The sequence below is a fragment of the Variovorax sp. YR566 genome (assembly GCF_051992195.1).
GTDB lineage: Bacteria > Pseudomonadota > Gammaproteobacteria > Burkholderiales > Burkholderiaceae_C > Variovorax.
This window is the reverse complement of the sequence record NZ_CP197092.1, coordinates 3,062,608-3,086,672: the sequence shown is the minus strand read 5'-3', so window position 1 is coordinate 3,086,672 and position 24,065 is coordinate 3,062,608. Positions and strand designations below refer to the sequence as shown.

The window sequence follows — 24,065 nt, the reverse complement described above, 5'->3', positions numbered from 1 at the left end:
GTTATGAGCTATGCGTGTTTGTTCTATCCGGGCAGAGAAACACGACCAGTTGAAGCAAGCCGCCGCACGACTCGCTCGCCACAATCGCGCGCATGCAGCATGAAGAACAGATTGCACTGATCCGGCGCGCTCTCGCGCTGATCGAGACCGGCGGCAGCGAGCGCGGTGAGCCGGGCGTCAGTCCGGTGACGCGCTATCTCGATCCTGAACGCCATGAGCGGGAGGTCGAACGCATCTTCAGGCGCTATCCGCTGGCGCTGTGCCCTTCGGCGTCTCTCCCGAATGCCGGCGATTCGTTCGCCATCGACGTGGCCGGCATGCCGCTGGTGTTCGTGCGCGGGCAAGAAGGAGAACTCAACGGCTTCGTCAATGCCTGCCGCCACCGCGGCGCGCGGTTGAAGCCGCCCGGCGCATCGAATCAACGCGCCCTGATCTGTCCATACCACAGCTGGACCTACGGGCTCGATGGCACGCTGCGCGGGCGCCCGTCGGCGGAAGACTTTCCGCATGCGCCAGCATCGGATTGCAGCCTGGCGCGCGTGCCGGTTGCCGAAGCGCTGGGCTTCGTCTGGGCCATCCCCCGTGTGGTGGCGAACGGCGAAAGCGCCAGGATCGACATCGACAACTGGCTGGGGCGATTCGGCGCCGACCTGCGCTCATGGGGCTACGACAGCTGGGTGCCGTTTCACCAGCGCGCCTTCGACAACGCAGCCAACTGGAAGATCCCTTTCGAAGCCAACCTCGAGACGTATCACTTCCAGTACGCGCATCGCAACAGCATCGCCGCGCTGTTCTACGACAACCTGTTGATGGCCGACCACGACCGGCAGCACCAGCGCCTGTTCCTGCCCAAGCGCAGCATCGAAGGCCTGCGCGGCACGCCCACGCAGGCATGGCAGGTGGGGCCGCACTCGAACATCATTTACTACTTCTTCCCGGCGACTTTCATCCTGCACGAGGGCGACCACGCCAACGCGTTCACCGTGCTGCCCGAATCGCCGGGGCGCTCGCGCCTGATCGCGAGCACGCTCGTTCCCGAGCTTCCGAAGACCGAGAAGTCGGTGAACTACTGGCGCAAGAACGTCGAATCGTTCTGGGGCGCGCTCGACGAAGACTTCGCGCTCGGCGTGTCTGCGCAATCGACGCTCGCGAGCGGTGCGCAAGCGTCGCTGTACTTCGGCGCGACCGAGTGGTGCTCGGCCAAGTTCCACGCGGACGTGGAAGCGGCACTCGCGAAGTAGCGGCTCAGGCTGCGGCGTTTGCCGCCATTGCCGCCATTGCAGCCTGTGCAGTCGGGTTCGGCGTGGGCTCGCCGATCTTGCGCAGCGTGTTGCGGTCGGTGTGGCTGAAGGGCTCGGGCTTTCCGAGCACGCTGAGCACCGTTTCAAGCTCGTACGACCAGCTGCCGTCGTCGTGGATGGTCACTTCGATGCTGTAGCGCAGCGTCTTGAACGCATGCTCCAGGAACGGGTTGGCCACGATGCCGTTGGTCTCGCCGCCGCGCACAGCTTCGAGCCTGAAGCTGCGGTCTTCGGCCTTCGCGTGCCCCGTGGCCATGGCCGTGAGCCCGCGCGGGATCGACAGCGTCTGGATCAGCGCGCCCGTGGCGGGCTCCCACAGCCAATAGCCGACCTGGTCATGAAAGGTTTCCACGTCGTCGGGCTTGACGATGCGCAGGTGGTAGCGCAGCCCGTAGAAGATCTGCGGCCCGTTGGTCTGCGCGTCGATGGGCTGGAACTCCGCATGCTCGATGTAGGCCTCGGCCTCGGGGCCGTCTTCCTTCGGGCTCACGTCGTGGCCGGCCTTGCCGATCCACAGGCCCGCCAGGCCCGTGAGCGGGCCCAGGTTGGCGAGCGTGTGCGGATCGGGCTCGGGTTCCGTGTAGATATCGCGGGGAAACTGCTGTTCCATGTTCTTTCTCTTCCTGGAGTCTTCTGGCGTGGGTTTGTGAGCTTGTTATTGGTCGAGGCGGATGCCAACCTTGGCAATGATCGCACCCCATTTGCGGCCTTCGCTGTCGATGAAGGCCTTGAATTCTTCCGGCGAGCCGCCACCCGCCACCAGCCCCTGGTTGGCCAGCAGCTCGCGCACGGCCGGCTCCTGCAGCACGGCGTTGACGTCGGCATTGATGCGGCGCACCACCTCGGGTGGCGTGCCGCTGGCGGTGAACAAGCCGTTCCAGGCCAGCGACTCGAAACCCGGGTAGCCCGACTCGGCCACGGTGGGCAGGTCTTTCATGAGTTCAGAGCGCCTGGCGCTGGTCACGGCAATGAGCTTCACGCGCTGGCCCTGGATCAGCGGCAGCAGCGCGGGCGCCACCGTGAACAGCGCCTGCGTGTCGCCGGCCGCCAGAGACAGCCCCGCGGGCGGCGAACCCGAGTACGGCACGTGCACCGCCTCGATATGCGCCGCGCTGCGAAACAACTCCATCGTGAGATGCGACGAACTGCCCGCGCCCACCGATGCATAGCTGAACTTGCTGCCGCGCTTCTTCGCCCATTCGACGAACTCGGGCAGCGTGTTCGCGGGGTTGCCCGCCTGCACCGCCAGCACGTTGGGCTGCGAGGTCGTGAGCACGATGGGCACAAGGTCGCGCGCGGGCGCATAGGGCATGCGTGCGTACATGTAGGGGCCGAAGGCAATCGGGCCGTTGAAGCCGATGCCGAGCGTGTAGCCGTCGTGCGGCGCCTTGGCCACCGTGTCCATGCCGATCAGGCCGCCCGCGCCTGCCTTGGTCTCGACCACCACGGGCTGCTTCCACATCACGCGCAGGCGGTCGGCCAGCGTGCGCACGATCAGGTCGAGCGAGCTGCCGGCCGGCGCGGGCACGATCACGCGCACGGGCTTGGCGGGCCAGTCCTGGGCCCAGGCGCTGGCGGCCACTAGGCCAGCGAGCAACAGCGTGGCGAGTTTGTTCTTCTTCACTTCGGTCCTTCGATGGATCGCTCGAGGTCGGGCGAAGGTATCACTGACGGTGCCGCGCCGCGTCGATCTGCGCATGGTTCGCCTCGGCCCAGCGGTCTACGGCGATCAGCGTCTTGCTCAATGACAGGCCGAGCGGGCTGAGCCTGTACTCGACGTGCGGCGGCACCGTCTGGTGGTCTTCGCGCAGCACCAGCCCGTTGAGCTCGAGGTCGCGCAGGGTCTGAGTGAGCATCTTCTGCGAGATGCCGCCCACCTTGCGCAGCAGCTCGTTGTTGCGCTGCGGCTTGCCGCGCAACAGCGGAATGACCAGCAACGCCCACTTGTTGGCAATGAGCTCCAGCACGCGGCGCGAAGGGCAGTCGGCATTCCACACATCGGCGGGTGCTGCCTCGGCTTCTTCCACAGGCTCAGACTTCTTCGATGGCGTCTTTGAATTTCCCATGGTTACCAAAAGGTGCGTACTTGTTGATCGGTGCCCGGCCCGGAATTATCCGGCTCAGCTCTACCTGCAACAGCATCGAAGGAGTTTTTTCATGGGTTGGATATTTCTACTGGCGGCAGGTCTCGTCGAGATCGCGATGGCCGCCGCACTCAAGCAATCGGAAGACTGGACACGGCTCGTGCCGTCGGTCGTCGGCGTATCGACCGCGCTGCTCAGCATCTACCTGCTGGCCAGGGCGCTGCGCTACCTGCCGCTGGGCCCGGCCTACGCAATCTGGACCGGCATCGGCTCGGTGGGCGTGGTGCTGATGGGCGTTTTGTTCTTCGGCGAGGCCCTTTCCGCACCGCGAATGGCATGCATCGCGCTGGTAATCGGCGGTACCGTGGGCCTTCGATTCATCGAAGGCTGATGCGTGAAGCACACACATTCGTGACCACACGCAACCTGCGCACCGAAGATATGGAACTTCAGTATTCCTTACATGCTGAATCACAATCCGAAAGGCTCCCAGAGCCATTCAAATGAATTCGCGGTCTTTAACCATGTCGCGAATGGGCCGATTTTCTGGCTACTTCTAATCGCCACGGCATCGCGGCAAGATGCGCATCCGCCGATTCTTGCGTCACCCCGATTGCCCGAAGGAGCTTTCTCATGTTCGCTACCGCAGAACGCACCATCAAGACCCCCGGCCCCGACCATCCGATCACCATTGCACCCAACCCGCTTCGCGTGGTGGTGTCGGTCGATGGCTGCGTCGTCGCCGATACGCGCGAAGCGCTGACGCTGCGCGAGGCGCACTTCGGAACCGTGCACTACATACCCCGCAAGGACGTGAAGATGTCGCTGCTCGAGCGCACGTCTCATGCAACCTACTGCCCGTACAAGGGCGAGTGCAACTACTACAGCATTCCGGCCGGCGGCGAGCGCTCGGTGAATGCGGTGTGGACCTACGAGTCGCCGTACGAGCATGTCTCGCAGATCAAGGACTACGTGGCGTTCTATCCGGACCGCGTGGGGCCGATCGAAGAACGCGTCTACTAGCTCGCCCCCTGGACAAACAAACAAAAAGCCGGGCCCCGCTTTCGCAGGGCCCGGCTTTTATTTATGCGCGTTGCCGTTGTCGATTACAGCGGCAGAGCGTCACCACGAGCAGCAGCGCGGGCTGCGGCACGCACGGTGGAACGATCGACACCGCTTGCCAGCACCGGAGCGACACGCGAGGTCACGCCTTCGGCATACGGGTTCTCGCTGTGGGCGGCAGCCACCGCTTCAGCACGGACTGCAGCGCGGCTGGTCGTCGAGGCGATCAGTTGCACGGGGCCCGAGTTGGCGCCGTCAGCGTAGGGGTTGCCGCTGCGGGCGGCTACCACAGCCTGGCTGGCAACGTCGGCGCGGCTGGTGGCCGAGGTCAGTTGATGCACGCCGTCATAGCTTTCGGCATGAGCGGCACCGGCAGCAGCCAGCAGTGCGAGGGAGATGGCGGAGAGGAGCTTCGAGGCGGTCATTTGGATTTCCTTCAATTCAGTTCTTTGCATACGGGATGATTTCGAACCGGTCTTGGGTGGGTCACCGTCCCTTCGGGGGGCGGCCACCTCGCTCGGGGCCTGTTCATCCAGATTCGCTTGTGGGCTGGTCTGTGAGATGAATTGTGAGCCGATGAGTAGGTAAAAACCCGCAGCAAAAGGAACCGCGGCGTTCATGCGGCGGAAACAATCGCGCCGCGCCCATGCCTATTTGCCCTCGGCACTGGCCACGTTCACCACGCCCTTCATCCCCGCGTCGTAGTGCCCCGCTTGCAGGCATCCGAAGTCGACCTTGCCCGCCTTGGTGAACTGCCAGACGACCTCGCCGGTCTTGCCTGGCGCGAGCGTCACCATGTTCGGCTCGGCGTGTTCCATCTCGGGGTTCTTCATCATGGAAGCGTAGTGCGCCTTCAGGTCCTGTTGGGTGCCAAGTACCAACTCGTGCTTCAGCTTGCCGGAGTTTCTGACCACGAAGCGCACGGTCTCGCCCTGCTTGACGCTGATGTCGGCTGGCGTGAAGCGCATGCCATCGGTCATGTCGACCTGGACCGTGCGAGTCGCCTTGGCGGCCACGCCGGGTTTGCCGATAGCGTTGTCGTGCGTGCCCGATGCGGCGGCGCCTGTGACAGATGCGGCGAGCAACGTGGCGAAAGCGGTGGTGGTGAGGAATGCGCGTTTCATGAATGGTGTTCCTTGTGTGATGAATGACGAGTGATGAGAACTGCACGCGCTGGATTCTGGAAAGCCCATCCGGCCATCGCCTGACACGCGGATTACAAGAAAGCAATCTGCGCCCGCGCCCGTAAGATGGCGCCCGCCCCTTGCCCGGAGCGAAGAAGATGTCCCACCCCGTCTACCTGTCCAGCTCGACCCTGCCCCGCATGCCCGAAGGCAGCCGCAACGAATGGCGCGGCTTCTTCGGCCATGGCGGGGAGCTCGAGGCCAATGCCTTCTTTCCGTTGTTCTGGCGGGCGCTCTTCAGCGAGAGCGACATCCGCCACGCACGCTTCGTCGAGGCATACGACATCGATGATGAAGACAGCGCCATCGAGCGCGAGGAATGCCAGGAAGAGTTCGGCGCCGACGCCGCCTACCCGTACCTCATCACCGACAAAACCACCGCGCTGCAGCGGCTCGCATCGCGGCGCGAAGCCGTGATCGCGGCCGTCGGCGAGCGCTACCGACCTCTCTACGAAGGCTTCGAAGCCTGGACCGCACACGGCTTCGCGGACCACATCCTGCTGCGGACCCAGGGGCTGCCTGATGCCGCCGATGCAGAGCCGTGGCTGCGCGCCGAGCTGGCCTCCATCGACCGCTTGAACGACAAGAAGGTGCTCGATGGCCTCATGCCGGATCTCTCGCGCCGCGATGCGGACGCGGTCTGGCAACTGGCGGGCATCGGCGCATCGCCGGACGACGCATGGCCCACGCCGGCGCTGAGAGCTCTCTTCCCCGACCCAAGGCAACGAAAGCCGCGAAAGCCGCAAACCCAGCAGCAGATCGAGAAACACGAACGCGCATTGGCCGCGCAACGCAGCAGCAAGCCCAGAAGCTGGATCGACCCGGTGCTCGAATGGCTGGCCGTGGCGCTCGCCGCGAGCGCCACGCTGGGCACCTATGCGTTCACGCGGTCGGTCTGGCTCGCGTTGCTGGTTTTTCTCTGCGCGGCTCTGGCGCTGGGCTTCGGCGTCGCCAAGCTGCGTGGCCCGCGGTCGTGATGACGGCAAGAGAAACTATCGGGGCCCACCGCAGTCCCAGGCTGCTCAAGGAGCCCATCGACACCATGCGCAAATTCGCCGCGAGCACCCTCTTCCTTTCTCTTTTCGCTCTCGCGAACACCGGCAGCGCATCGGCCCAATCGCTGAGTTGCAACGGCTCGCTCTCGGGCGTCGGCGACTCCAAGTTCTCTGTGGTGCAGAAGTGCGGCGAGCCGATGTCGAAGGAGTTCGTCTGTGTGCCCCGCCCGCAGGTGGCGTGGGTGCTGTCGCCCTACCCCGGTGGCCCCGCGCAGCAAGTGATAACGCAGCAGTGCGTGCCGATGGAAGACTGGGTCTACCACCGCGGCCAGGGCAACTTCCTGGGCATCGTTCGCTTCTACAACGGCGCGGTGGAGTCGGTGCGCGACGGAGACCGGGTGCGGTAGCTCAGGGTGGCAGCAGCAGCGGCCCGCAGTTCTCTTCCGCCACGAACACCGCCACCAGCTTCGCAGGTTTCACCGGATCGGGGTTCTCCGCGAACAGATGCAGCGTGCGCGGCGGCTCGAAGAAGGTCTCGCCGGGCCTGTAGTCGCCTACCGGACCGCCGGCCAGCTGCGAGCGCACAGTGCCTTCCAGAATGATGGCGGTCACCGAGCCCGGATGCCTGTGAGCCGGCGAATAGGCCATCGGCGGAAAGTCGACGAGGACGGTGGTGACCGACTTGCCGGGCACGTTGGGCAGCGCCTCGCAGGAGATCACCTTGGTCGAGGTCTGCGGCCGTGCCGCGGCGGCTGAGCCTTCGGGGGCCGGCGCCGATGCGAACATCGGTCGGCTCACGGCGCTGCAGATGTCGTCGATGAACTGCACGGTCGATTGCCTGCTCGCGTGCGGCAGCAATGCCCAACCCATGGCTGCAACAGTCAGCGCCGCAAGCCCGGCGCGCGCACGGTGGCGCAGGAAGAGAGACATCGCGTTCATGGCATGGCTCCTTGAGACAGCCGCGCATCGGCACGCCAGCCCAGCGTGCGCTTTGCCTTCTCGGTGCTGACCTCGGCGCCGTCTTCGGCGATGTTGAAGATGCCGCCGGTCGAACGCTGCAATGCCAGCAACGCAGCCCGCGCCGCGGCCGCGACGTGCAACGGGCTCGGGCCTTTGGGTGTATCGGTCGAAGTGTTCGGACCGTAGAGCTGCCCATAGCGCAGCACAGTGGCGGTCATGCCCTGCGCAGCCATCACGCATTTCTCCAGCGCAACCACGCCGTCGACGCTGATGCGGCGCACACCTTCCGCCTCCGTATCGAGCGGCTGCTCTTCCGTAAATGGCTTGGGGCCGGGCGCATAGGCCCAGGCGATGCTCTGCGCCACCAGCCGCTTCGTACCCGAAGCCTGCGCGGCGGCCACGAGGTTGCGTGTGCCCTCGGTGCGCACACGCGCATTGAACACCGCAGCCGTGGCCATGCGGCCGGGATCCAGGTCTTTGGGCAGGTCGGTGAGCTGATGGATCACTCCCCACGGCGCGATGCGCACCAGCGCGGCCCGCAACTCCGCAGCGTCGAACACGTCGACGACGACCGGATGCACGCCCTGCGCCTCCAGCACGCCCGCATGGTCAGCGCGACGCGTGCTGCCATGCACGGTATAGCCCGCTTCGATAAGCAACGGAACCAGCGCGGCGCCGACCGCTCCGGTGGCGCCTGCCAAAAATACCTTCTCGCTCATTGCGTTTCTTCCTTCCAGGCTGTTTGGAAGGTCGATCATGGATTTACGATGCCCCATCGAAAAGAGCCAAGAATCTTGAAAATGACCAGGCCATGACACCGAAGCTCGACCGCGCGAAAGAAACGCCGCTGTTCCGCCAGATCTACGAGCGCTACCGAAGCGCCATCGAACAAGGCACGCTGCGCCCCGGCGACCGCGTGGCATCGGCGCGCAGCCTGGCCGGTGAGCTCGGCGTGGCGCGCGGCACCGTCGAGACGGCCTACAACCAGCTGATGGGCGAAGGCTATTTTTCTTCGCGCGGGCAGGCGGGCACCGTGGTTTCGCCGTCGCTGCCGCTGCATAGGGCAGCACGGCGGGAGCCCCGGCGCACGGATGCACGGGCGTCCGGCGATGCTCTCAAACAGCCGGGCGAGCCGCCACCCATGCAGCTGGGCATTCCGGCGCTCGACGCGTTCCCGCGCAAGCTGTGGTCGCGCCTCACGGCCCGCCGTGCGCGGGCCACGAACGCGGCCGACATGTTCTACGGTGACCCTTGCGGCTACCCCCCGCTGCGCGAAGCCATCGCGGCCTATCTGCTGGTGTCGCGCGGCGTGTCGTGCCACGCCTCTCAGGTGCTGGTGACGGGCGGCTACCGCGCATCGCTCGCGCTCGTCGCGCGCACGCTGCTGAAGAAAGACGACCGCGTGTGGATCGAAGACCCGGGCTTTCCGCCGACGCAGGAAGTGCTACGCGCCGCCAGCCAGCGCACGGTGCCCGTGCCGGTGGACGAAGACGGCCTCGTCGTCGCGCGCGGCCTGCGCAAGGCACCGAAGGCACGCATGGCCGTCGTCACACCCTCGCACCAGGCGCCGCTGGGCGTGTCGATGACGCTCTCTCGCCGGCTGCAGCTGCTCGAATGGGCCTCGCAGGCGAACGCGTGGATCATCGAGGACGATTACGACGGCGAGTACCGCTATGCCGGAGCGCCGCTGCCGGCGCTCAAGAGCCTCGACGGCCACGACCGCGTGCTGTACGCGGGCAGCTTCTCGAAGGTACTCTACCCCGGGCTGGCGCTGGGCTACCTGGTCGTTCCCGAATCGCTGCGTGCGCGCTTCGAGGAGGCCGCGCGCGCATGGTCGAACGGCAGTCCGCAGATCACGCAAGCCGTGGTGGCGGATTTCATGCGCGAGGGGCACTTCTCGCGCCACCTGAAGAAGATGCGCCTGCTCTATGCACGGCGGCGCGCAATGCTCGTGGCCGGCTTGCTGAAGGCCTTCGGCAACACGGTGCGCGTCGACCTGCGCAGTGGCGGCATGCACCTGATCGCGCGATTCGACGGGCGCCGTGAAGGCGATGTGGCGCTGGCCCGCCGCGCACAGCAGGCGGGGCTGAACTGCCAGCCGCTGTCGGCACGCGGCGTTGCGGGGCCTGCCGACCAGGGCCTGCTGATGGGCTTCACCAACATCGCCACCGCCGCTGAAGCGAACCGGCTCGCGGCGAAGCTGCGCGCGGCTTTCGGTTCTTCGGGTTGACCGGCGCTCAGGCCGTTTCGTCGTCGAGGACCGCGCTTCGATCCTTGATGCGCGTGACCTGCGACAGCACTGCGTCTGCAGGCGTCATGTCCGGCCGCTGGCCCTTGTAGACGGGCTGCTCGAACTTGCCGCCCGCATAGCGGTAGAGATAGCGCACCTCGACCAGCATGCCCACGGCCGGCAGCGCCTCGTTGGGCGGCACGGTCACGTTGCCCAGGTCGATCATCACGCCCGCCTCGTCGCGCAGCCCCACGGCCACCGAGCGCTGAGCGTTGACGCGGATCACCTCACAGGTCGCGCTCTGGTTGAACTTGAACTTCAGGCTGGTGGTGCTGCGGCCCGCGGAGAACGGCGCGTCGAGCGCCTTGAGCACGTAGCCTTCGCCATGCGCGGCCAGCAACTCGGCGGCGCGGCGGCGCTTGCCCTCGGCGGTGAGTTCGAGTTCGAGCACGGTCATCCACGAAACAAGCTCAGCGACCTTGCGCAGATGCCCGAAGCGCTCGATGAACGGCGCGGCGCGCAGGTCTTGCCCGCCGAGCTCCAGCAGGTCGAAGGCCATGAAGGCATCGCCCACGTGCTCGCCGGCAACCACGGTGCGCCCCGCGGGCGCATCTGCAACGCCGACCCAGGCCTGCGGAATGTCGACGAACAGTCCGCGCCGGTTGGTGCCGCGCACCGCCTCGCCCTCGATCAGCAGGATGCGGTTCTCGCCATCGGCCTTTTCCTGCAGGCCCCAGCCCGGGTCGTCGAAGTAGCGCGCGGCCTGCTCTTCGAGGATCAGCGTGGGCAGTTGCGGCAGCTCGCCACTCATGCGGCCGGCCAGGTCGGTCGAGGTGTAGAGCGCGCCGGACTGGTCGGGTGTGTAGCCTTTCGACGTCTTTTCCTTCACGACCTTGTCGTAGATCTTCAGCGCCGCCTCGTAGGCGACCGGGCTGCTGGTCTTGGTGCCGGTTGAGAGTGTGCCGCCTCGCCGGCCGTTGCCGTAGTCGACCACCCAACCGTCGTCCTTGGGGCGCAGGTGCACTTGGTAGACCTTGTCCGAGCCCTGGCCCGTGAAGTAGAGAAAGCTCGACTGAGGGGTCTGTTCTGCATTCGGCATGGGAAAGATGTGCGGGGGTGAATCTCAGGCCGCGATGCTACACACGCGCAAATTGGCACGCATGGCCGCTAAGATGCGCAGCGAAACAAAAAGCACAAGCACCCAACCGAAGGCAGGGAGGCCTCCGCGTGAAGCGCATTCGCTCCGAGAAATTGATCCGCACGAAGCCGGGCGCGACAGGCGCCGCGGGCTTCAGCACCGTGGAACTGTTCGCCCTGCCGGAAGCGCCGGGCCACGTGGTGCACGTGAGCACCAGCCGCGACGGGCTGCAGTGGAAGGAAACGGTCTACACGCCGTCGCCGCTGCCGCTGGAGGCCGCCAACGCCGCCTTCGAACGCGCCGTGGCAGCGCAGATCGCGCAGGGCTATGCGATCGAAGGGGCGGTCGCCGAGGCCGTCATCACCACCACTGCAACCGCCGTGCTCGCACACCCCGGCGACGCCGTGCTGCTGGCCAGCATCCGCCCCGATGCATGGCGCCTGCTGGCCCCGGTGCGCAGAAGCCGCGTGGTGTGGCGCATCGGCGAGCGCCGGCTGGCTGCAGCCGTGCCGCAACTTATCGACCACATCGAAACCGGCGAGCCGCTGCTCGACTACTGCATCGCCTGGGCCATCGGCCGCTGCGGCGACGGCGGTGCGTTCGAGGCGATGCGCGAACTCTCCCGGCGCGGCCGCACGCCCGTAGTCACCCGCGCTGCGCGCTGGGCCGCGCTGAACCTTTGGCCTGCCGAACAACGCGCGGCCGAAACGGCGCGCATCGTGGACGACTGGCCCGCGCCGCTGCGCCGCGCCTGGGCCACCATGAGCGAGCTGCCCGTTGAACAAGCCATGCCGCTGCTTCGGCAGCACCTGGCCGACCCAGCGCTCTGGAATGGTCTGAAGTACGCGGCCTGGGTCGAGCAGCTGTTCGATCTCGCGCTGCTCGAAAGCCCGGCAACCGATGGACTCGCGCGCACGGCCCTGATGGAAATTGCGCCAACACTGCAGCTCGCAGCCGGCAGCTTCCGCGCATGGCGCCGGCTGTACAAGGGCGCGGAGTTCGCGGGCGACTACGCCCTGCTCGGCGTGCTGCACCAGCGCCTCGAAACGCAGCGCGCGGCCTTCCGCACGGGTGGCCGCTGGGCGCAGGTCAATGGCCGCTATGTCGAGATCGCGAAGGAAATCGTGCGGCCCGACAGCCGCCTCGCCTACAGCCAGCGCACACGCGACTACCTGCGCCGCCGCACTTGGCGCAGCCTGCGCCGGCTGGCTCTGGCCGGCACGGCCGACGAGGCAAGCTGGCTGCAGCTGGCCATGGGCGTGCTGCTCGCGGCCGACGATGCCGAAGCCGGCACCGCCGGCCAGCAGCGCGAAACCCGCTGGACACCCGAGCCCCGCAGCTGGCACACCGGCCCCTACAGCCGCTGGCTGGTGCTGATGCAGCTGCTGCACCGCCATGACGCCGAATGGGAAGCCCAGCGCGGCGGCCTGCGCTGGCGCCGCAACACACCGCTGCCCGCGCAGCGCCTGAACCGCACCGAAGCCTGGCCCGAGCGCTGGGACCGCCATCCACGGGCCCTGCTGCAGTTGATGCAGCAAGGCCGCTGCGGCGCGGTGCATGCCTTTGCGGCGCGCGCGCTGCAGGACAACAAGCCCTTCTGCGAAGCGCTCGAGGCGCCCGCCGTCTGGCGCCTGCTGGGCAGCAGCTGGGATGACACCGCGCGCTTCGCCCTTGCCATCGCGCACCAGCGCATCGCGGCGGGTGCGCCGGCCCTGCCCTGGCTGCCTGCGCTGCTGAGCTCGCCGCTGGCCGAGGCGCGCGCCCTTGCGCTCGAATGCATCACGCAGGACCCGGGCCTCTACAGTCAGCAGGTCGACCTTCTTCTGATGCTGCTGACCTCGGCCGATGCCGAAGTGCGCCGCGCGTCGCGCCTGCTTCTGCAGGCCGCCGCCCCGAACCCGTCAACGCTCGATGCCCTGTGCGGCAGCCTGCTCGCATGGCTTTCGGCCTGCGATGCCGGGCAACCCGAGCTCGACGCCATCTGCGAGAACCTGCAGTGGGCCCTGCAAGGCCTGCTGCGCAACCCGGCCGCCAAGGCGCCGCTGCCCGAACTGCTCGCGCTCTTCGACCATGCGAGCCCTGACGTGGTGCGCACCGCCGCCGAATGGCTGCTGCTGCACCCGGCGTCGGTCCAGGGCCTGCCGGTGGGCGTGCTCACGCGGCTGCTGCAGTCCGACGACGAGCGTCTGCGCGGTGCCGGCGTGCGGCTGTTCACGGCCCTGCTCGACGCCACGCTGGTTACCCAGCCCGAGCTGTTCGCCGCCTTCTGCAGCAGCCCGATGCCGGCCGTGCGCGCAGCTGTCGCGCCCCGGCTCGCGCAGTTGCTGCCCACGCACCCGGACTTCGGTGCCGCGCTGATGCCGTTGCTGCGCGACGAACTGTTCCGCGCCGAAGCCGCCGAGGGCGTGTTCGATGCGCTGCTGCAATGGCTGTGCGGCCCGCTGGCCGAGCACACGCGCCGCGGCGAGCCCGCCGTCACGCTGCGTCTGCTCGAAGCGCGCAGCAAGGGCGCACAGCGCCTCGGCGCATGGCTGCTTCCTCAGCAAGACCCACAAGGCTTCGACATGCTGCAGACCGCCAGCCTCGGCCTCGTCGACACCGCCGCCGCACGCCGCTGGGCCATGGACCAACTGGCGGCGAACCCGGAACGCACGCTGGCACAGCTCGGCGACGCGCTTCGCATGTTCGACAGCCGCTGGGACGATGCGCGTGACTGGGCCCGTCAATGGTTCGGCGCGCAAAGCGGCGCGAGCCAGTGGACGCCGGCGCTGCTGGTGCGCCTGTGCGATCACAAGGACGCAGGCGCCCAGCGCCTGGGCCGCGAACTGCTCACCACGCATTTCGACGTGACCGACGTCACCACCTACATGCTGCAGTTGAGCCAGCATCCATCGCCCGGCATGCAGTTGTTCGTCACCAACTGGCTGGCCTCGGCCGCGAGCCAGAAGCCCGACGTGCTCGCGCGGCTGGAGCCCTACTTCCTGAGCGTGCTGTCGCAGGCCAACCGGGGCCGGTTGGCCAAGGCACGAGTCATGCAGTTCCTGGCCGCGCAGGCGATGCATTCGGAAGACATCGCACGCATCGTCGCGCGCGTGTTCGCAAGGCAGGCCGTCACTGGCGCCATCACCGAGCGCGCCCAGTACGTGGCCGGCCTGCGCAGCATCCAGGCTGCCTTCCCCGGGCTGGACAACCCATTGCAGACCGCTCCGGTGCGCAGCGTTGCGCCGCGCCGCGCACCAACTGCAGCCCCCACCGGAGGGCCCGCCGCATGAGATTCCAGTACCGCTACTTCGGCCACTCCGGCGCACAGCACACCGCGAACAGCACGGCACTGCAGTTCGCGCCCGACACGCTGCGCGCGCCGGTGCACTTCGTTGCCGACATCAACCGGCACCTGCCGTTTCGCGAAGGTATGTCGGCGCTGCACGACGTGGTGGTGGGCGACCTGCGCTTCAAGCCGCGCGACAAGAGCGCGTACCTCGAATGGCTGGCCGGGCAAGAGAACGAATTGCTCGCGCAGTTCATGGCGCGCAGCGACCAGCTGAAGGCGCAGATGGCGCCCATCAGCAACGAGCTGACCGAGCTGCGCAAGAGCAAGCGGGCCGTGCTGCAGCCCTTCATGAGCGCGCAGCAGCGCTACTTCGACCACATCTACAAGGTCAACCGCGAAGCCTGGTTCGTGCTCGACCCGGTGATCACGGTGCACCCCGACCGCGTGTTCTTCGAGTGCTTCAGCCAGGACGAGTCGAGCTACGGCATGTTCTCGTGCAGCCACGACATCTTCGACCGCGCGAGCGACCATGCCTTCGGCACCACCAACGTCGACTACTCCGAATCGCTGTACGACGAGTTCCAGAAGATCCGCGACTACAAGACCACGCGCCTGGCCATCGACCCCGGCGGCTTCCAGGTGCAGAGCGACAACGACCCGGCCTTCCACGAGCCGAAGATCGACGTGCCCGACAGCTGGGTGCGCGGCTTCCTGCAAGTGAGCAGCGCGATGCTGCTGCCCGCGCAGCGGCTGCAGCTGCACCCGATGGACGTGCACAACATCTGCCTCGTGCTGCGCCGGCGCAAGGAGCGCGTGGGCCCGCGCTCGCTGCGCTTCATCCTGCGGCCGGGGCAGCCGGTGCGCATCCTGTTCGAGCCCTGGGGCCACGAGCTGGTGTGCCCGCGCTCCACGCACAGCGCCACCTCCGACATCGACATCCGCGTGTGGGGCCGGCGCCGCCTGCTGCAGCTCGAACGCCTCGTGCCGGTGGCGCAGGGCTTCACGGTGCACCTGCTGGGCACGGGCATGCCGAGCTTCTGGGTAGCGCAACTGCCCGATATGGAATTCACGCTCGGCCTCTCGGGCTGGACCGCCAACGACTGGTCGCGCAACGGCCACTTCGAGCTGCTGCAGCCGCGCCACACGGTCGACCAGGACAGCCAACTGCGCGTGTTCGCGGCGCTGGGCGAACGCTGGCGCGCCACTACGGCCGAGCTGGCAGCGGCCACCGGCCTGTCGACCCTCACGGTCGATGCAGCCCTCGGCGGCTATGTGCAGGCCGGGCGCGTGGTGTACGACCTTGCGCACGGCGTGTGGCGGCTGCGCGAGCTGAGCCGCGAGCCGCTGCCCATGGACAAGCTGCGCTACGCCAGCCCCGAAGAAGAGGCAGCGGCCGAACTGGTGCAGGCGCGCCGCATCGCCAACGTGAAGACGCTGGCTCGCCCCGACGGCGGCCTCACGCTGAGCGGCAAGTGCAAGGGCGCTTCGGGGCAGCGCGAATACCTCATGAGCCTGCAGCTCGACGCCGACCAGCGCGTGGCCTCGGGCGACTGCCAGTGCTCCCACTTCATCCGCCACCGCATGACCAAGGGCCCGTGCGAGCACATGCTCGCGCTGCGCCTGTCGGCCAATCCGGCAGCAACATCGACCGATCAGGAAAGGACCACCGCACACATCGGCTGATACACTGTTTTTTGCGAACGGAGCGGGAAGGCTCTTGCAATCCGGACGGCGTATCGCCGTCCTCGTACACAGCACTTCCCAAGCGTCACTGGACGTCTCTTCACTGTGCCGTATGGCCATGGTGACGCGATAACAGTGCGGCTTCCTCGAAGCTCATCGGCGTCACCATGGCCATACGGCGTCGAGTGGAGCCCTCCAGTCCCGCGGCTCTTCGACGAGATTCCCGCTTCGTTCGCAATTTTTCTGATTCATCATCAGCAGTGCATCGGCCAGTGGCGCAGCGCCATGACCATGCAGTCTCCCGCCTCCTCTTCTTCCATTCCCGACTCGGCACTCACGCGCGAGGAGCTGTACGAGCGCATCCGCAAGGGCTCCAAGCAGGAAGTCGTCCTCGAGGAAATGCAGCGCCTCGGCTTCTGGCCGCAGGACGCGGCGCAGCCGACGGTCGAAGCCCAGTTGATCCGCCGCGAAAGCGAACTGCAGACGGCGCTCTCCAAGCTCGGCGACGAACTGCGCGGCATCGAGGACCGCGACAGGGCCCTGAAGACGATGCGCCAAGAACGCATGGCCAAGGCCCGCGAACGCCGCGAGGAAACCCGCCAGCGCCTCGCACAAGGCCGCCATGCGCGAGCCGTGGCGTGGCACGAGCGGCGTCAGCGCGAGCTGCTCTACGTGGGCGACGGCGTTTCGGGCGGTCTCAACGAAGCGCACAGCGACAGCCAGGCACTGGCCCGCAACGCCCTGCCCGCGCTGGACCACGCAGGCGACCTGGCGCAGGCGATGGGCATCGGCCTCGGCGAGCTGCGCTTTCTCGCCTGGCACCGCGACGTGGCGAGCGTGAGCCACTACCAGCGCTTCACCATCGCCAAGAAGAGCGGCGGCGAGCGCCACATCTCCGCGCCCATGCCGCGCATGAAGCGCGCGCAGTACTGGGTGCTCGACAACATCCTCGCGAAGATGCCGGTTCACGAGGCCGTGCACGGCTTTCTGCCGGGTCGCTCGATCCTCACCAATGCCGCACCGCACGTGGGCCAGGACGTGGTGATCAACCTCGACCTGAAAGACTTCTTTCCCTCCATCGGCATGCGCCGCGTGCGCGGCGTGTTCCGCCAGCTCGGCTATTCGTCGCAGGTGGCGAGCCTGCTGGCGCTGGTGTGCACCGAGGCGCCTACCGACGAAGTGCAGCTCGACGGCCGGCGCTACTTCGTCGCGCGCGGCGAACGCGTGCTGCCGCAGGGCGCCCCCACCAGCCCGATGCTGACCAACCTGCTGTGCCGCCGCCTCGACGCGCGGCTGGCCGCGAGTGCCGCCAAACTGGGCTTTCGCTACACACGCTATGCGGACGACCTGAGCTTCTCGGCCGGCCCCGAGCACAGCCGCGACACCGGCAAGCTGCTGTGGCGCGTGAAGCAGATCGTGGCCAGCGAAGGCCTCACGGTGCACCCGGACAAGCAGCAGGTCATGCGCAAGCACCAGCAGCAGCATGTGACGGGCATCGTGGTGAACGACAAGCTCTCGATCGACCGCGACACCCTGCGGCGTTTTCGCGCCGTACTGCACCAGGCGGAGCGGCACGGACCGCAGGGCCTGCAATGGAACGGCAACAGCGACGTGATCGGCGCGCTGCGCGGCTACGCGAACTTCATCGCGATGACCGACCCGGCGCGTGGCGAGCCGTACCTGCAGCGCGTGCGTGCGCTGGCTGCCAAGCACCAACGAAGCGGTACAGCGACACCTGCAGTCCCGCAGGCCTCTCAACGCAAGCTCCCTGCAGGTGAGTTCCGCAAGCAATCCGCCGCAGGCAAGGCGCCCTGGCCCGCATGGTGGCAGCCGACAGAGGCGCCCGCACCGGTGCTGGAGAAAACCGCCGAGCAACTGGCGGAAGAAAAGAAGGCCCAGCGCGAAGCGGCACGGCCCCAGCCAGCCAAGCCCGCAACACCTGCAACGGCACGCACGACCACCGCGGCACCGCCGCCCGGGCAAGCCGCCGCGCAGGTGCCAAGCCTCGCTTCCCAACTCGGCTGGATCTTCAGCGTGATGCTGCAAGCCCTCTACGTTGTCAGCGTCTTCCTCGCGGGCACCAGCCCGCTGATCTGGCTGCTGACGGGCGGCGTGGCGATCAGCAACTTCGTGCAGCGCAAGCCCGGCTGGCTGCGCTTCATCGCGGCCGTCTTCGTGTCTTCGTTGCTGGCGTCGATCGTGCACGGCATGAAGAACTGACGCGTTGCATGCGCCAAAACCACACGCCACTTCACAGCACGCGGCAAGCCCGCTACATTCGCTCCTTCGACAACCACACAGAAAGCGGAGGTGCGCGATGGAAGACGCTGTAATTCATGCCCCCATGCACGTGCGGTTTGTCGGGCCTCATCTGAACAGCTGATCGTTCACGCGTCTATCGCGTAGCCAGTCTGCCCCGCGCGGCCTCCGGCCGTCGCGACGCCCCCAAGCCGCCCCGATTCAAACGCCGCCACCGGCACGCATGTGCCGGCGGCGCCCCGTTCATTTGTCGAATCAAGGCCAACGACCATGCTCGAAACCCGTGCCGCATCCGCGCGGCATACCATGACCACTGTTTTCGATCCCCAGTGCGCGAGCGACGCCGACTGGGGCAACTTCCTCGCGTACTGGCGCCTGCGCGCCGAAGAAGACTTTCCCGGCGACCCCATCGCTCCCGATGCCGACACCCGGCACAACGTGCAGCGGCCCAATCCGCTGTATGTCTTTCATCGCGTGCTGGCCGTCGGCGAGCACGGCGAATTCATCGGCAGCCTGAGCGCAAGTTTTCGCCGCGAAGGCACGCCGGAGTACGAGGCGTTCGTGCCGTTCCTCGAAGCCTGGGGCGGCGTGCTGCGTCCGCACCGGCGCCGCGGCGTGGCAAGCGCACTGCTTCGCACATTGCTGGCGCTGATGGAGGCGCACGGCAAGTCCGTTGCGACGATCAAGGCGCACCTGCCCGAAGGCCACGCCTTCCTGCAGGCCATCGGCGCTGTCGAGAAGCACCGCATCGTCGAGAACCGCATGGCCTTCGCCGGCCTCGACTGGCAGGCGCTCGCGCGCTGGCGTGCCGAAGGCTTCGCACCCGCCCTCGGTCTGCGCGCCGAGGTGCACGCCGGCCGCGTGCCCTTCGAACGGCTCGCGACGCTGATGGCGCCACTATCCGTGCTGCTGAACGACGCGCCCACCACCAACCTCGAACGGCCACCGATGCGCTACGACCTGGAAGACTTCCCTCCCTGGTACGCCGACATGGACCGCCGAGGCGGCGATCACTTTCTCGTGCTGCTGCTCGACGGCGACGAAGTGGTCGCGGTGTGCGACGCCGCCTGGAACCAGCGCTTCCCCGACCGCATGCACCAGCGGCTCACAGCCGTGGCGCGGCGCTGGCGTGGCAAGGGCCTGGCCAAGGGCGTGAAGGCCGCCATGCTGCAGCTCGTGCGCGAGCACCATCCCGAGGTCGCGATGGCCTTTACCCACAACGCCGAGGTCAACGAGCCCATGCTCTCCATCAACCACCGGCTCGGCTATGCCGCGCACAGGCATGATGGGCTCTACCAGATCGGCACGGAAAGCCTGAGAACCTTCCTCCAGGAGACACGTTCATGAAAGCACCCCAGCGACTGCAGGCACTGATCGACGAAGGCCTGATCGACACCGTGGTGCGCCAGCTCATGAGCGGCAAGGAAGCCATGGTCTACGTCGTGCGCTGCGGCGACGAGACGCGCTGCGCCAAGGTCTACAAGGAGGCCGACAAGCGCAGCTTCCGTCAGGCCGTCGACTACACCGAGAACCGCCGCGTCAAGAACACCCGCGAGGCGCGCGCCATGGCCAAGGGCACGCGCTTCGGCCGACAGGTGACCGAGGCCATCTGGCAGAGCGCCGAGGTCGATGCGCTCTACCGCCTGGCCGCCGCGGGCGTACGCGTGCCCACGCCGCACAACTTCCTCGAAGGCGTTCTGCTGATGGACCTGGTGACCGACGCCAACGGCGATGCCGCCCCGCGCCTGAACGACGTGGCCTTCTCGCCCGAAGACGCGATACGCCACCACGCCAGCCTGCTGAAGGAAGTGATGCGCATGCTGTGCGCCGGCATCGTGCACGGCGACCTCTCGGAGTTCAACGTGCTGCTGGCCGAAGACGGCCCCGTGATCATCGACCTGCCGCAGGCGGTGGACGCCGCGGGCAACAACCACGCGCGGCGCATGCTGCTGCGCGACGTCGGGAACCTGCGCGACTTCTTCGGCCAGTTCGCGCCCGCGCTGCTGCGTACGCACTACGGCGACGAGATCTGGCACCTCTACGAACGCGGCCTGCTGCGCCCCGAGACGGAGCTGACGGGCGCGTTCGTGCACGAGACCGGCCCGGTCGACCTGCGCAACGTGCTGCGCGAGGTGGACGACGCACGCGAGGAAGAAGCGGCGCGGCGCCTGCGCATGCAGACGCCGCGACAATAGCGGGCTCACGATGCCCGCCTGATGAACTCTTCCGCCCCGCGCCCGCCCCTTTCCACCACCGCACGACAGATCGCAAAGGCCGCGGCCTTTGTGGCCCTGGGCCTCGGCCCGGCGGCGATGCACGCGCACGCAGCCGGCATCCGCCTCGAGGACGATCGCGGCACCACGCTCGAACTGCAGGCGCCGGCAAAACGCATCGTGTCGCTGATGCCCTCGCTGACCGAAACCGTCTGCGCGCTCGACGCCTGCGAACGGCTGGTGGGCATCGACCGCCACGCCAACTGGCCAGCGTCGGTCAAAGGGCTGCCGCAGGTGGGCGGCATCGATGACGCGAACATCGAGCGCATCGTCGCGCTCAAGCCCGACCTGGTGCTGCTGCGTCCGCGCAGCCGCGCCGCCGAGCCGCTGGAGCGCCTGGGCATCAAGGTGCTTGCGCTGGACGCCAAGACCCATGCCGACATGCGCCGCGTGATGGAAGCCGTGGCCCGCGCCACCGGCCGTCCCGGGGCGGGTGAAGCCTTCTGGCGCAAGCTCGACGCGGGCTTGGACGCAGCCAAGGCGCGCGTGCCCGCCGGCTGGCAGGGCCGGCGCGTGTACTTCGAAGTGCACGGCGGCATGGCCGCGGCCAGCGAAAGCTCCTTCATCGGCGAGACGCTGGCCCGCCTCGGGCTTGGCAACGCCGTGCCCGGTACGCTCGGCCCGTTCCCGAAGATGAGCCCCGAGTTCGTGGTGCGCGCCAACCCCGACGTGCTGATGGTCTCGGCCCTCGGCGAAATCTCGGCCATGGCTTCGCGGCCCGGTTGGTCGGCCATGTCGGCCATCCAGCGCGGGCGCGTGTGCAGCTTTGCCTCGGCCCGCTTCGACCTGATGATGCGCCCCGGCCCTCGGCTGGACGAGGCGGCCGATGCGATCGTTGGCTGCCTGGCCTCGCTGGGCGAGCCCAAGCCTTGACTTCGCGGGCCCTGGCGTACCATTCCAGCACCTTGAACACGCCTGCCGCCCTCTTCGCGCCTGCCGCCGACGTCGACAGCGACGAGGCCATCGCGCGGGACGTGGCCGCCATCGGCCGCATCAGCGCCGTGCCCTCGCTGCTGAAGATCATCTGCCAGAACACCGGCATGGGCTTTGCCGCCGTGGCCCGCGTGACCGACGGCACCTGGACCGCCTGCGCGGTGGAAGACACCATCCAGTTCGGCCTGGAGCCCGGCGGCCAGCTCAAGGTGGAGACCACGCTGTGCAGCGAATCGCGCATGGCCCGCCAGCCCGTGGTGATCGACCACGCCAGCACCGACCCGGTCTACGCCAACCATCACACACCGCGCCTGTACAACATCGAGAGCTACATCTCGGTGCCCATCATCCACAGCAACGGCGACTACTTCGGGAACCTCTGCGCCATCGACCCGCGCCCAGCCATGGTGTCCGATGCCCGGGTGGTGACGATGTTCACCGCCTTTGCTGACCTGATCGCGCGCCAGCTCGAAACCGAAGCCCGGCAGGAGCGCACCGAAACGGCCCTGCAGTCGGCGCAGGACGCAGCCGAACTGCGCGAGCAGTTCATCGCCGTGCTGGGGCACGACCTGCGCAACCCGCTGTCATCGGTGGGCGTCGCGGCCGAACTGTTGATCCGGCGGCAGGCGGAGCCCGACCTCGTCAAGCTCGGAACCCGGCTCAAGGCCAGCACGCGCCGCATGTCGGCGCTGATCGACGACGTGCTCGACTTCGCGCGCGTGCGGCTCGGCTCGGGCATGGGCCTCGCAATCCGCGAAACCGAATTCCTGGCCTCGGGACTCAACGACGTGATCGACGAAGTGCGCGCCGCCCATCCCGCGCTCGACATCCGCGACGAACTCTCGGTCAGCGGCGTGGTGCGCTGCGACCAGGGCCGCATCCAGCAGGTGCTGTCCAACCTGCTCGGCAACGCGGTCGCGCACGGCGCGCCGGACCAGCCGATCGTGGTTCGCGCCGACGTGCGCAACGGCCAGCTCGTGCTGTCGGTGACGAACGGCGGCGACCCCATTCCTCCCGGCGACATCGCGAAGATCTTCCAGCCCTACTGGCGCCCCGAGAACAGCAAGCCCGGCGGCGGACTGGGACTCGGCCTCTACATCTGCTCGGAAATCGCCGCGGCCCACGGCGGCACGCTGGAGGTCACGTCCTGTGCGGACGAAGGCACCTGTTTCGTGGCGAAGCTGCCGATCACTTGATATCTCGACGCCCCCGTTTCCTTCTTTCTCCCATGAAGCATCGCAAGCAAACCTCGTCCACCCCTTTCGTCCGGGTGGGCCCCAGCGGCGTGCACGGCCTCGGCGCCTTTGCCACGCGCGACCTGCCGGCCGAAGCCTTTCTCGGCCTGTACGAAGGCCGCCGCTACACCAAGGCCGAAATCGCCACCAAGGTCTGGGACGACCAGCTCACCTACCTGTTCACGCTGACGAACCACGAGACCATCGACGGCTCCAAGGGCGGCAACGCCACGCGCCACCTGAATCACTCGTGCGAGCCGAACTGCGAAGCGGTGGAGGAATACGACGAGGGCGGCGAACTGGTGCTCAAGTTCCAGACGCTGGTGGCGGTGGACGCGGGCGACGAGTTGTTCATCGACTACTCGCTGACGGCGGACGACGGCTCACCGCCGTCGAAGTACCCCTGCCATTGCGGCTCGCCGGGCTGTCGGGGGACGATGCTGGCGCCTGAAGAAACCGAGGCACCCGCCCCGTAAGCGACCCGTCGTCCGAGGCGGCCTTGCCGTCAGGGCGACTCGTTCTTCAGCTTGCGCAGTTGCTCCTCGGTGCGATCGAGTTCCAGGCGAAGCGCCCGAGCCTCCTGCTCCAGCCTGTCGATGCGGGCTGCGCGGCTCTCGGCTGGCGGCGCGGTCTTGCTGCAACGCAGCTGCAGCGCGCTCAATGCCTCGGCAAGCTCTCGCCGCCGCAACATCTGGCCCCGGGAACGCGCAAGATCGATGTCGCGTTCGAGCAATGCCTCCTCCGCCTGGCAAGTCGCGCCATCCGGCGGCACCGCGGGTTGTGCGAAAGCAGGCAGCGTCACGCTCAACGCAAGGGCCAGGAAGCAGGTTTTGACGCTCATGCCGCACGGTAACGCAACGGCGGTGCAAAAACCGCCGATCAGCCCTACACGGTGAGGTAGCGCGCGTCCCACCGCGCGGCGAGCTGCTTCGCACGGTGCAGCGGCATTCGTGCCGCCTCGAAATCGACCACGCACGCGACATCGGCGGTCTCGGGCCGCGCGGGGCTTTCGCTGCTGCGGCCGTCGGTCAGCAGCCACAGCCAGCGTTGCCGCGTTTCGTTCTTCGCGAGCAACTGGCCGGCACGCTGCACGCCCAGCGCTAGCGGCGTGCCACCACCGGCGGCAATAGGCGCGATCCAGTCGTCGTTCCAGGCACTGGCGCGGCGTGGCGGTAGACGCAGCTCGACCACCTCGCCGGCAAAGCACAGCAGCGCGACGTGGTCGCGACGCTGGTAGGCCTCCTGCATCAGCGCGAGCAGCAGGCCCTTCGCACGAGCGAGGTTGCCGTCATTGCGCATCGAGGCCGAGCAGTCGAGCAGGAAGCAATGGAGCGCGCCGCTGCGCGCTTCTTGCGGGCGATGGCGCAGGTGCCCGGCACGCAGCCGGTCCGCGCCGCGTGCCACTAGGGTGCGCGGCCAGTCGAAGGCCGCGCCCTGCGGCGAGCGGCCCTGCCATG

Annotated in this window: 24 protein-coding genes; 14 read left to right on the top strand and 10 right to left on the bottom strand. The window is 67.5% G+C overall.

All coding sequences use genetic code 11. The features are described from left to right. Positions 1-92 precede the first annotated feature (92 nt). The gene (locus ACTG4X_RS14345; RefSeq protein WP_440534118.1) at positions 93-1,241 is read left to right on the top strand and encodes an aromatic ring-hydroxylating oxygenase subunit alpha; all 1,149 of its coding nucleotides are present in this window, start codon (positions 93-95) and stop codon (positions 1,239-1,241) included. A 4-nt stretch (positions 1,242-1,245) separates the two neighbouring features. On the opposite strand, the gene ACTG4X_RS14340 is transcribed toward ACTG4X_RS14345, so the two are convergent. From ACTG4X_RS14340 to ACTG4X_RS14330, 3 genes are read right to left on the bottom strand one after another with little or no spacing between them, the layout of a single operon-like run. Further along, complete coding sequence (locus ACTG4X_RS14340) at positions 1,246-1,911, bottom strand: FABP family protein (protein WP_440534117.1); 666 nt, start codon at positions 1,909-1,911, stop codon at positions 1,246-1,248. A gap of 45 nt (positions 1,912-1,956) precedes the next feature. Beyond that, positions 1,957-2,925 (bottom strand): Bug family tripartite tricarboxylate transporter substrate binding protein, encoded by a 969-nt coding sequence (locus ACTG4X_RS14335; RefSeq protein WP_440534116.1) that lies wholly within the window; start codon positions 2,923-2,925, stop codon positions 1,957-1,959. A gap of 40 nt (positions 2,926-2,965) precedes the next feature. After that, positions 2,966-3,367: a winged helix-turn-helix transcriptional regulator gene (locus ACTG4X_RS14330; protein WP_093080363.1), complete on the bottom strand. Its 402-nt coding sequence runs from the start codon at positions 3,365-3,367 to the stop codon at positions 2,966-2,968. Positions 3,368-3,458: 91 nt separating this feature from the next. On the opposite strand from ACTG4X_RS14330, the gene ACTG4X_RS14325 reads away from it, so the two are divergent. Continuing rightward, on the top strand, positions 3,459-3,776 hold the full coding sequence (locus ACTG4X_RS14325; protein ID WP_097199444.1) for a DMT family transporter: 318 nt from the start codon (positions 3,459-3,461) through the stop codon (positions 3,774-3,776). A gap of 242 nt (positions 3,777-4,018) precedes the next feature. Further along, positions 4,019-4,408, top strand: coding sequence for a DUF427 domain-containing protein (locus ACTG4X_RS14320; RefSeq protein ID WP_093052527.1), 390 nt, complete (start codon positions 4,019-4,021; stop codon positions 4,406-4,408). Between the two features lie 83 nt (positions 4,409-4,491). Here ACTG4X_RS14320 and ACTG4X_RS14315 read toward each other — a convergent pair whose 3' ends face one another. Then, a complete protein-coding gene (locus ACTG4X_RS14315) occupies positions 4,492-4,872 on the bottom strand; it encodes a helicase SNF2 (protein WP_258349943.1) in 381 nt (126 codons plus the stop codon). 225 nt (positions 4,873-5,097) lie between these two features. After that, a complete protein-coding gene (locus tag ACTG4X_RS14310) occupies positions 5,098-5,571 on the bottom strand; it encodes a cupredoxin domain-containing protein (protein WP_426392522.1) in 474 nt (157 codons plus the stop codon). A 158-nt stretch (positions 5,572-5,729) separates the two neighbouring features. Here ACTG4X_RS14310 and ACTG4X_RS14305 point away from each other — a divergent pair, with 158 nt between their 5' ends. Next, positions 5,730-6,608 (top strand): hypothetical protein, encoded by an 879-nt coding sequence (locus ACTG4X_RS14305; RefSeq protein WP_440534115.1) that lies wholly within the window; start codon positions 5,730-5,732, stop codon positions 6,606-6,608. A gap of 65 nt (positions 6,609-6,673) precedes the next feature. Continuing rightward, positions 6,674-7,033 (top strand): DUF2845 domain-containing protein, encoded by a 360-nt coding sequence (locus tag ACTG4X_RS14300; protein ID WP_440534114.1) that lies wholly within the window; start codon positions 6,674-6,676, stop codon positions 7,031-7,033. 1 nt (position 7,034) lies between these two features. Here the strand turns inward: ACTG4X_RS14300 and ACTG4X_RS14295 are convergent, their stop codons facing one another. Both ACTG4X_RS14295 and ACTG4X_RS14290 read right to left on the bottom strand, forming a co-directional pair. Further along, complete coding sequence (locus tag ACTG4X_RS14295) at positions 7,035-7,565, bottom strand: cupin domain-containing protein (protein ID WP_440534113.1); 531 nt, start codon at positions 7,563-7,565, stop codon at positions 7,035-7,037. Beyond that, positions 7,562-8,305: an NAD-dependent epimerase/dehydratase family protein gene (locus ACTG4X_RS14290; RefSeq protein WP_440534112.1), complete on the bottom strand. Its 744-nt coding sequence runs from the start codon at positions 8,303-8,305 to the stop codon at positions 7,562-7,564. The genes ACTG4X_RS14295 and ACTG4X_RS14290 overlap by 4 nt, the downstream gene beginning before the upstream one ends. Positions 8,306-8,397: 92 nt before the next feature. On the opposite strand from ACTG4X_RS14290, the gene pdxR reads away from it, so the two are divergent. Continuing rightward, the gene (pdxR, locus tag ACTG4X_RS14285) at positions 8,398-9,816 is read left to right on the top strand and encodes a MocR-like pyridoxine biosynthesis transcription factor PdxR (RefSeq protein WP_440534111.1); all 1,419 of its coding nucleotides are present in this window, start codon (positions 8,398-8,400) and stop codon (positions 9,814-9,816) included. Positions 9,817-9,823: 7 nt separating this feature from the next. Here pdxR and ACTG4X_RS14280 read toward each other — a convergent pair whose 3' ends face one another. Next, positions 9,824-10,915 carry a hypothetical protein gene (locus tag ACTG4X_RS14280; protein WP_307614456.1) on the bottom strand — a complete coding sequence of 364 codons (1,092 nt, stop codon included), beginning with the start codon at positions 10,913-10,915 and terminating at the stop codon, positions 9,824-9,826. 128 nt (positions 10,916-11,043) lie between these two features. Here ACTG4X_RS14280 and ACTG4X_RS14275 point away from each other — a divergent pair, with 128 nt between their 5' ends. The 8 genes from ACTG4X_RS14275 to ACTG4X_RS14240 all read left to right on the top strand — a co-directional run bounded on the left by ACTG4X_RS14275 (position 11,044) and on the right by ACTG4X_RS14240 (position 23,084). After that, positions 11,044-14,226 (top strand): hypothetical protein, encoded by a 3,183-nt coding sequence (locus ACTG4X_RS14275; protein ID WP_440534110.1) that lies wholly within the window; start codon positions 11,044-11,046, stop codon positions 14,224-14,226. Continuing rightward, on the top strand, positions 14,223-15,908 hold the full coding sequence (locus ACTG4X_RS14270; RefSeq protein WP_440534109.1) for an SWIM zinc finger family protein: 1,686 nt from the start codon (positions 14,223-14,225) through the stop codon (positions 15,906-15,908). The genes ACTG4X_RS14275 and ACTG4X_RS14270 overlap by 4 nt, the downstream gene beginning before the upstream one ends. Before the next feature lie 285 nt (positions 15,909-16,193). Then, complete coding sequence (locus ACTG4X_RS14265; RefSeq protein WP_440534108.1) at positions 16,194-18,128, top strand: reverse transcriptase family protein; 1,935 nt, start codon at positions 16,194-16,196, stop codon at positions 18,126-18,128. A 345-nt stretch (positions 18,129-18,473) separates the two neighbouring features. Beyond that, complete coding sequence (locus ACTG4X_RS14260; protein ID WP_440534107.1) at positions 18,474-19,514, top strand: GNAT family N-acetyltransferase; 1,041 nt, start codon at positions 18,474-18,476, stop codon at positions 19,512-19,514. Further along, positions 19,511-20,362, top strand: a complete 852-nt coding sequence (locus tag ACTG4X_RS14255) for a PA4780 family RIO1-like protein kinase (protein WP_093052559.1) — start codon at positions 19,511-19,513, stop codon at positions 20,360-20,362. Before ACTG4X_RS14260 ends, ACTG4X_RS14255 begins: the two co-directional genes overlap by 4 nt. A gap of 21 nt (positions 20,363-20,383) precedes the next feature. Continuing rightward, the gene (locus ACTG4X_RS14250; protein ID WP_440534106.1) at positions 20,384-21,313 is read left to right on the top strand and encodes an ABC transporter substrate-binding protein; all 930 of its coding nucleotides are present in this window, start codon (positions 20,384-20,386) and stop codon (positions 21,311-21,313) included. A gap of 32 nt (positions 21,314-21,345) precedes the next feature. Beyond that, positions 21,346-22,569, top strand: a complete 1,224-nt coding sequence (locus ACTG4X_RS14245; RefSeq protein ID WP_440534105.1) for a GAF domain-containing sensor histidine kinase — start codon at positions 21,346-21,348, stop codon at positions 22,567-22,569. Between the two features lie 32 nt (positions 22,570-22,601). Next, positions 22,602-23,084, top strand: coding sequence for an SET domain-containing protein (locus tag ACTG4X_RS14240; protein ID WP_258349956.1), 483 nt, complete (start codon positions 22,602-22,604; stop codon positions 23,082-23,084). 29 nt (positions 23,085-23,113) lie between these two features. Here the strand turns inward: ACTG4X_RS14240 and ACTG4X_RS14235 are convergent, their stop codons facing one another. Both ACTG4X_RS14235 and ACTG4X_RS14230 read right to left on the bottom strand, forming a co-directional pair. Next, entirely contained in the window at positions 23,114-23,449 is a 336-nt protein-coding gene (locus ACTG4X_RS14235; protein ID WP_093080326.1) for a DUF1090 family protein, read from the bottom strand. A gap of 44 nt (positions 23,450-23,493) precedes the next feature. Continuing rightward, a complete protein-coding gene (locus ACTG4X_RS14230; RefSeq protein ID WP_440534104.1) occupies positions 23,494-24,012 on the bottom strand; it encodes a vWA domain-containing protein in 519 nt (172 codons plus the stop codon). Positions 24,013-24,065 lie beyond the last annotated feature (53 nt).

Bases quoted from the DNA above. Each gene is read 5' to 3' on its own strand.
- ACTG4X_RS14255 (WP_093052559.1), top strand. From the start codon at position 19,511: ATGAAAGCACCCCAGCGACTGCAGGCACTGATCGACGAAGGCCTGATC.
- ACTG4X_RS14310 (WP_426392522.1), bottom strand. From the start codon at position 5,571: ATGAAACGCGCATTCCTCACCACCACCGCTTTCGCCACGTTGCTCGCC.
- ACTG4X_RS14240 (WP_258349956.1), top strand. From the start codon at position 22,602: ATGAAGCATCGCAAGCAAACCTCGTCCACCCCTTTCGTCCGGGTGGGC.
- ACTG4X_RS14325 (WP_097199444.1), top strand. From the start codon at position 3,459: ATGGGTTGGATATTTCTACTGGCGGCAGGTCTCGTCGAGATCGCGATG.
- ACTG4X_RS14260 (WP_440534107.1), top strand. From the start codon at position 18,474: ATGACCACTGTTTTCGATCCCCAGTGCGCGAGCGACGCCGACTGGGGC.
- ACTG4X_RS14265 (WP_440534108.1), top strand. From the start codon at position 16,194: ATGACCATGCAGTCTCCCGCCTCCTCTTCTTCCATTCCCGACTCGGCA.
- ACTG4X_RS14250 (WP_440534106.1), top strand. From the start codon at position 20,384: ATGAACTCTTCCGCCCCGCGCCCGCCCCTTTCCACCACCGCACGACAG.
- ACTG4X_RS14300 (WP_440534114.1), top strand. From the start codon at position 6,674: ATGCGCAAATTCGCCGCGAGCACCCTCTTCCTTTCTCTTTTCGCTCTC.
- ACTG4X_RS14340 (WP_440534117.1), bottom strand. From the start codon at position 1,911: ATGGAACAGCAGTTTCCCCGCGATATCTACACGGAACCCGAGCCCGAT.
- ACTG4X_RS14295 (WP_440534113.1), bottom strand. From the start codon at position 7,565: ATGAACGCGATGTCTCTCTTCCTGCGCCACCGTGCGCGCGCCGGGCTT.
- ACTG4X_RS14330 (WP_093080363.1), bottom strand. From the start codon at position 3,367: ATGGGAAATTCAAAGACGCCATCGAAGAAGTCTGAGCCTGTGGAAGAA.
- ACTG4X_RS14315 (WP_258349943.1), bottom strand. From the start codon at position 4,872: ATGACCGCCTCGAAGCTCCTCTCCGCCATCTCCCTCGCACTGCTGGCT.
- pdxR (WP_440534111.1), top strand. From the start codon at position 8,398: ATGACACCGAAGCTCGACCGCGCGAAAGAAACGCCGCTGTTCCGCCAG.
- ACTG4X_RS14290 (WP_440534112.1), bottom strand. From the start codon at position 8,305: ATGAGCGAGAAGGTATTTTTGGCAGGCGCCACCGGAGCGGTCGGCGCC.
- ACTG4X_RS14270 (WP_440534109.1), top strand. From the start codon at position 14,223: ATGAGATTCCAGTACCGCTACTTCGGCCACTCCGGCGCACAGCACACC.
- ACTG4X_RS14280 (WP_307614456.1), bottom strand. From the start codon at position 10,915: ATGCCGAATGCAGAACAGACCCCTCAGTCGAGCTTTCTCTACTTCACG.
- ACTG4X_RS14320 (WP_093052527.1), top strand. From the start codon at position 4,019: ATGTTCGCTACCGCAGAACGCACCATCAAGACCCCCGGCCCCGACCAT.
- ACTG4X_RS14305 (WP_440534115.1), top strand. From the start codon at position 5,730: ATGTCCCACCCCGTCTACCTGTCCAGCTCGACCCTGCCCCGCATGCCC.
- ACTG4X_RS14235 (WP_093080326.1), bottom strand. From the start codon at position 23,449: ATGAGCGTCAAAACCTGCTTCCTGGCCCTTGCGTTGAGCGTGACGCTG.
- ACTG4X_RS14345 (WP_440534118.1), top strand. From the start codon at position 93: ATGCAGCATGAAGAACAGATTGCACTGATCCGGCGCGCTCTCGCGCTG.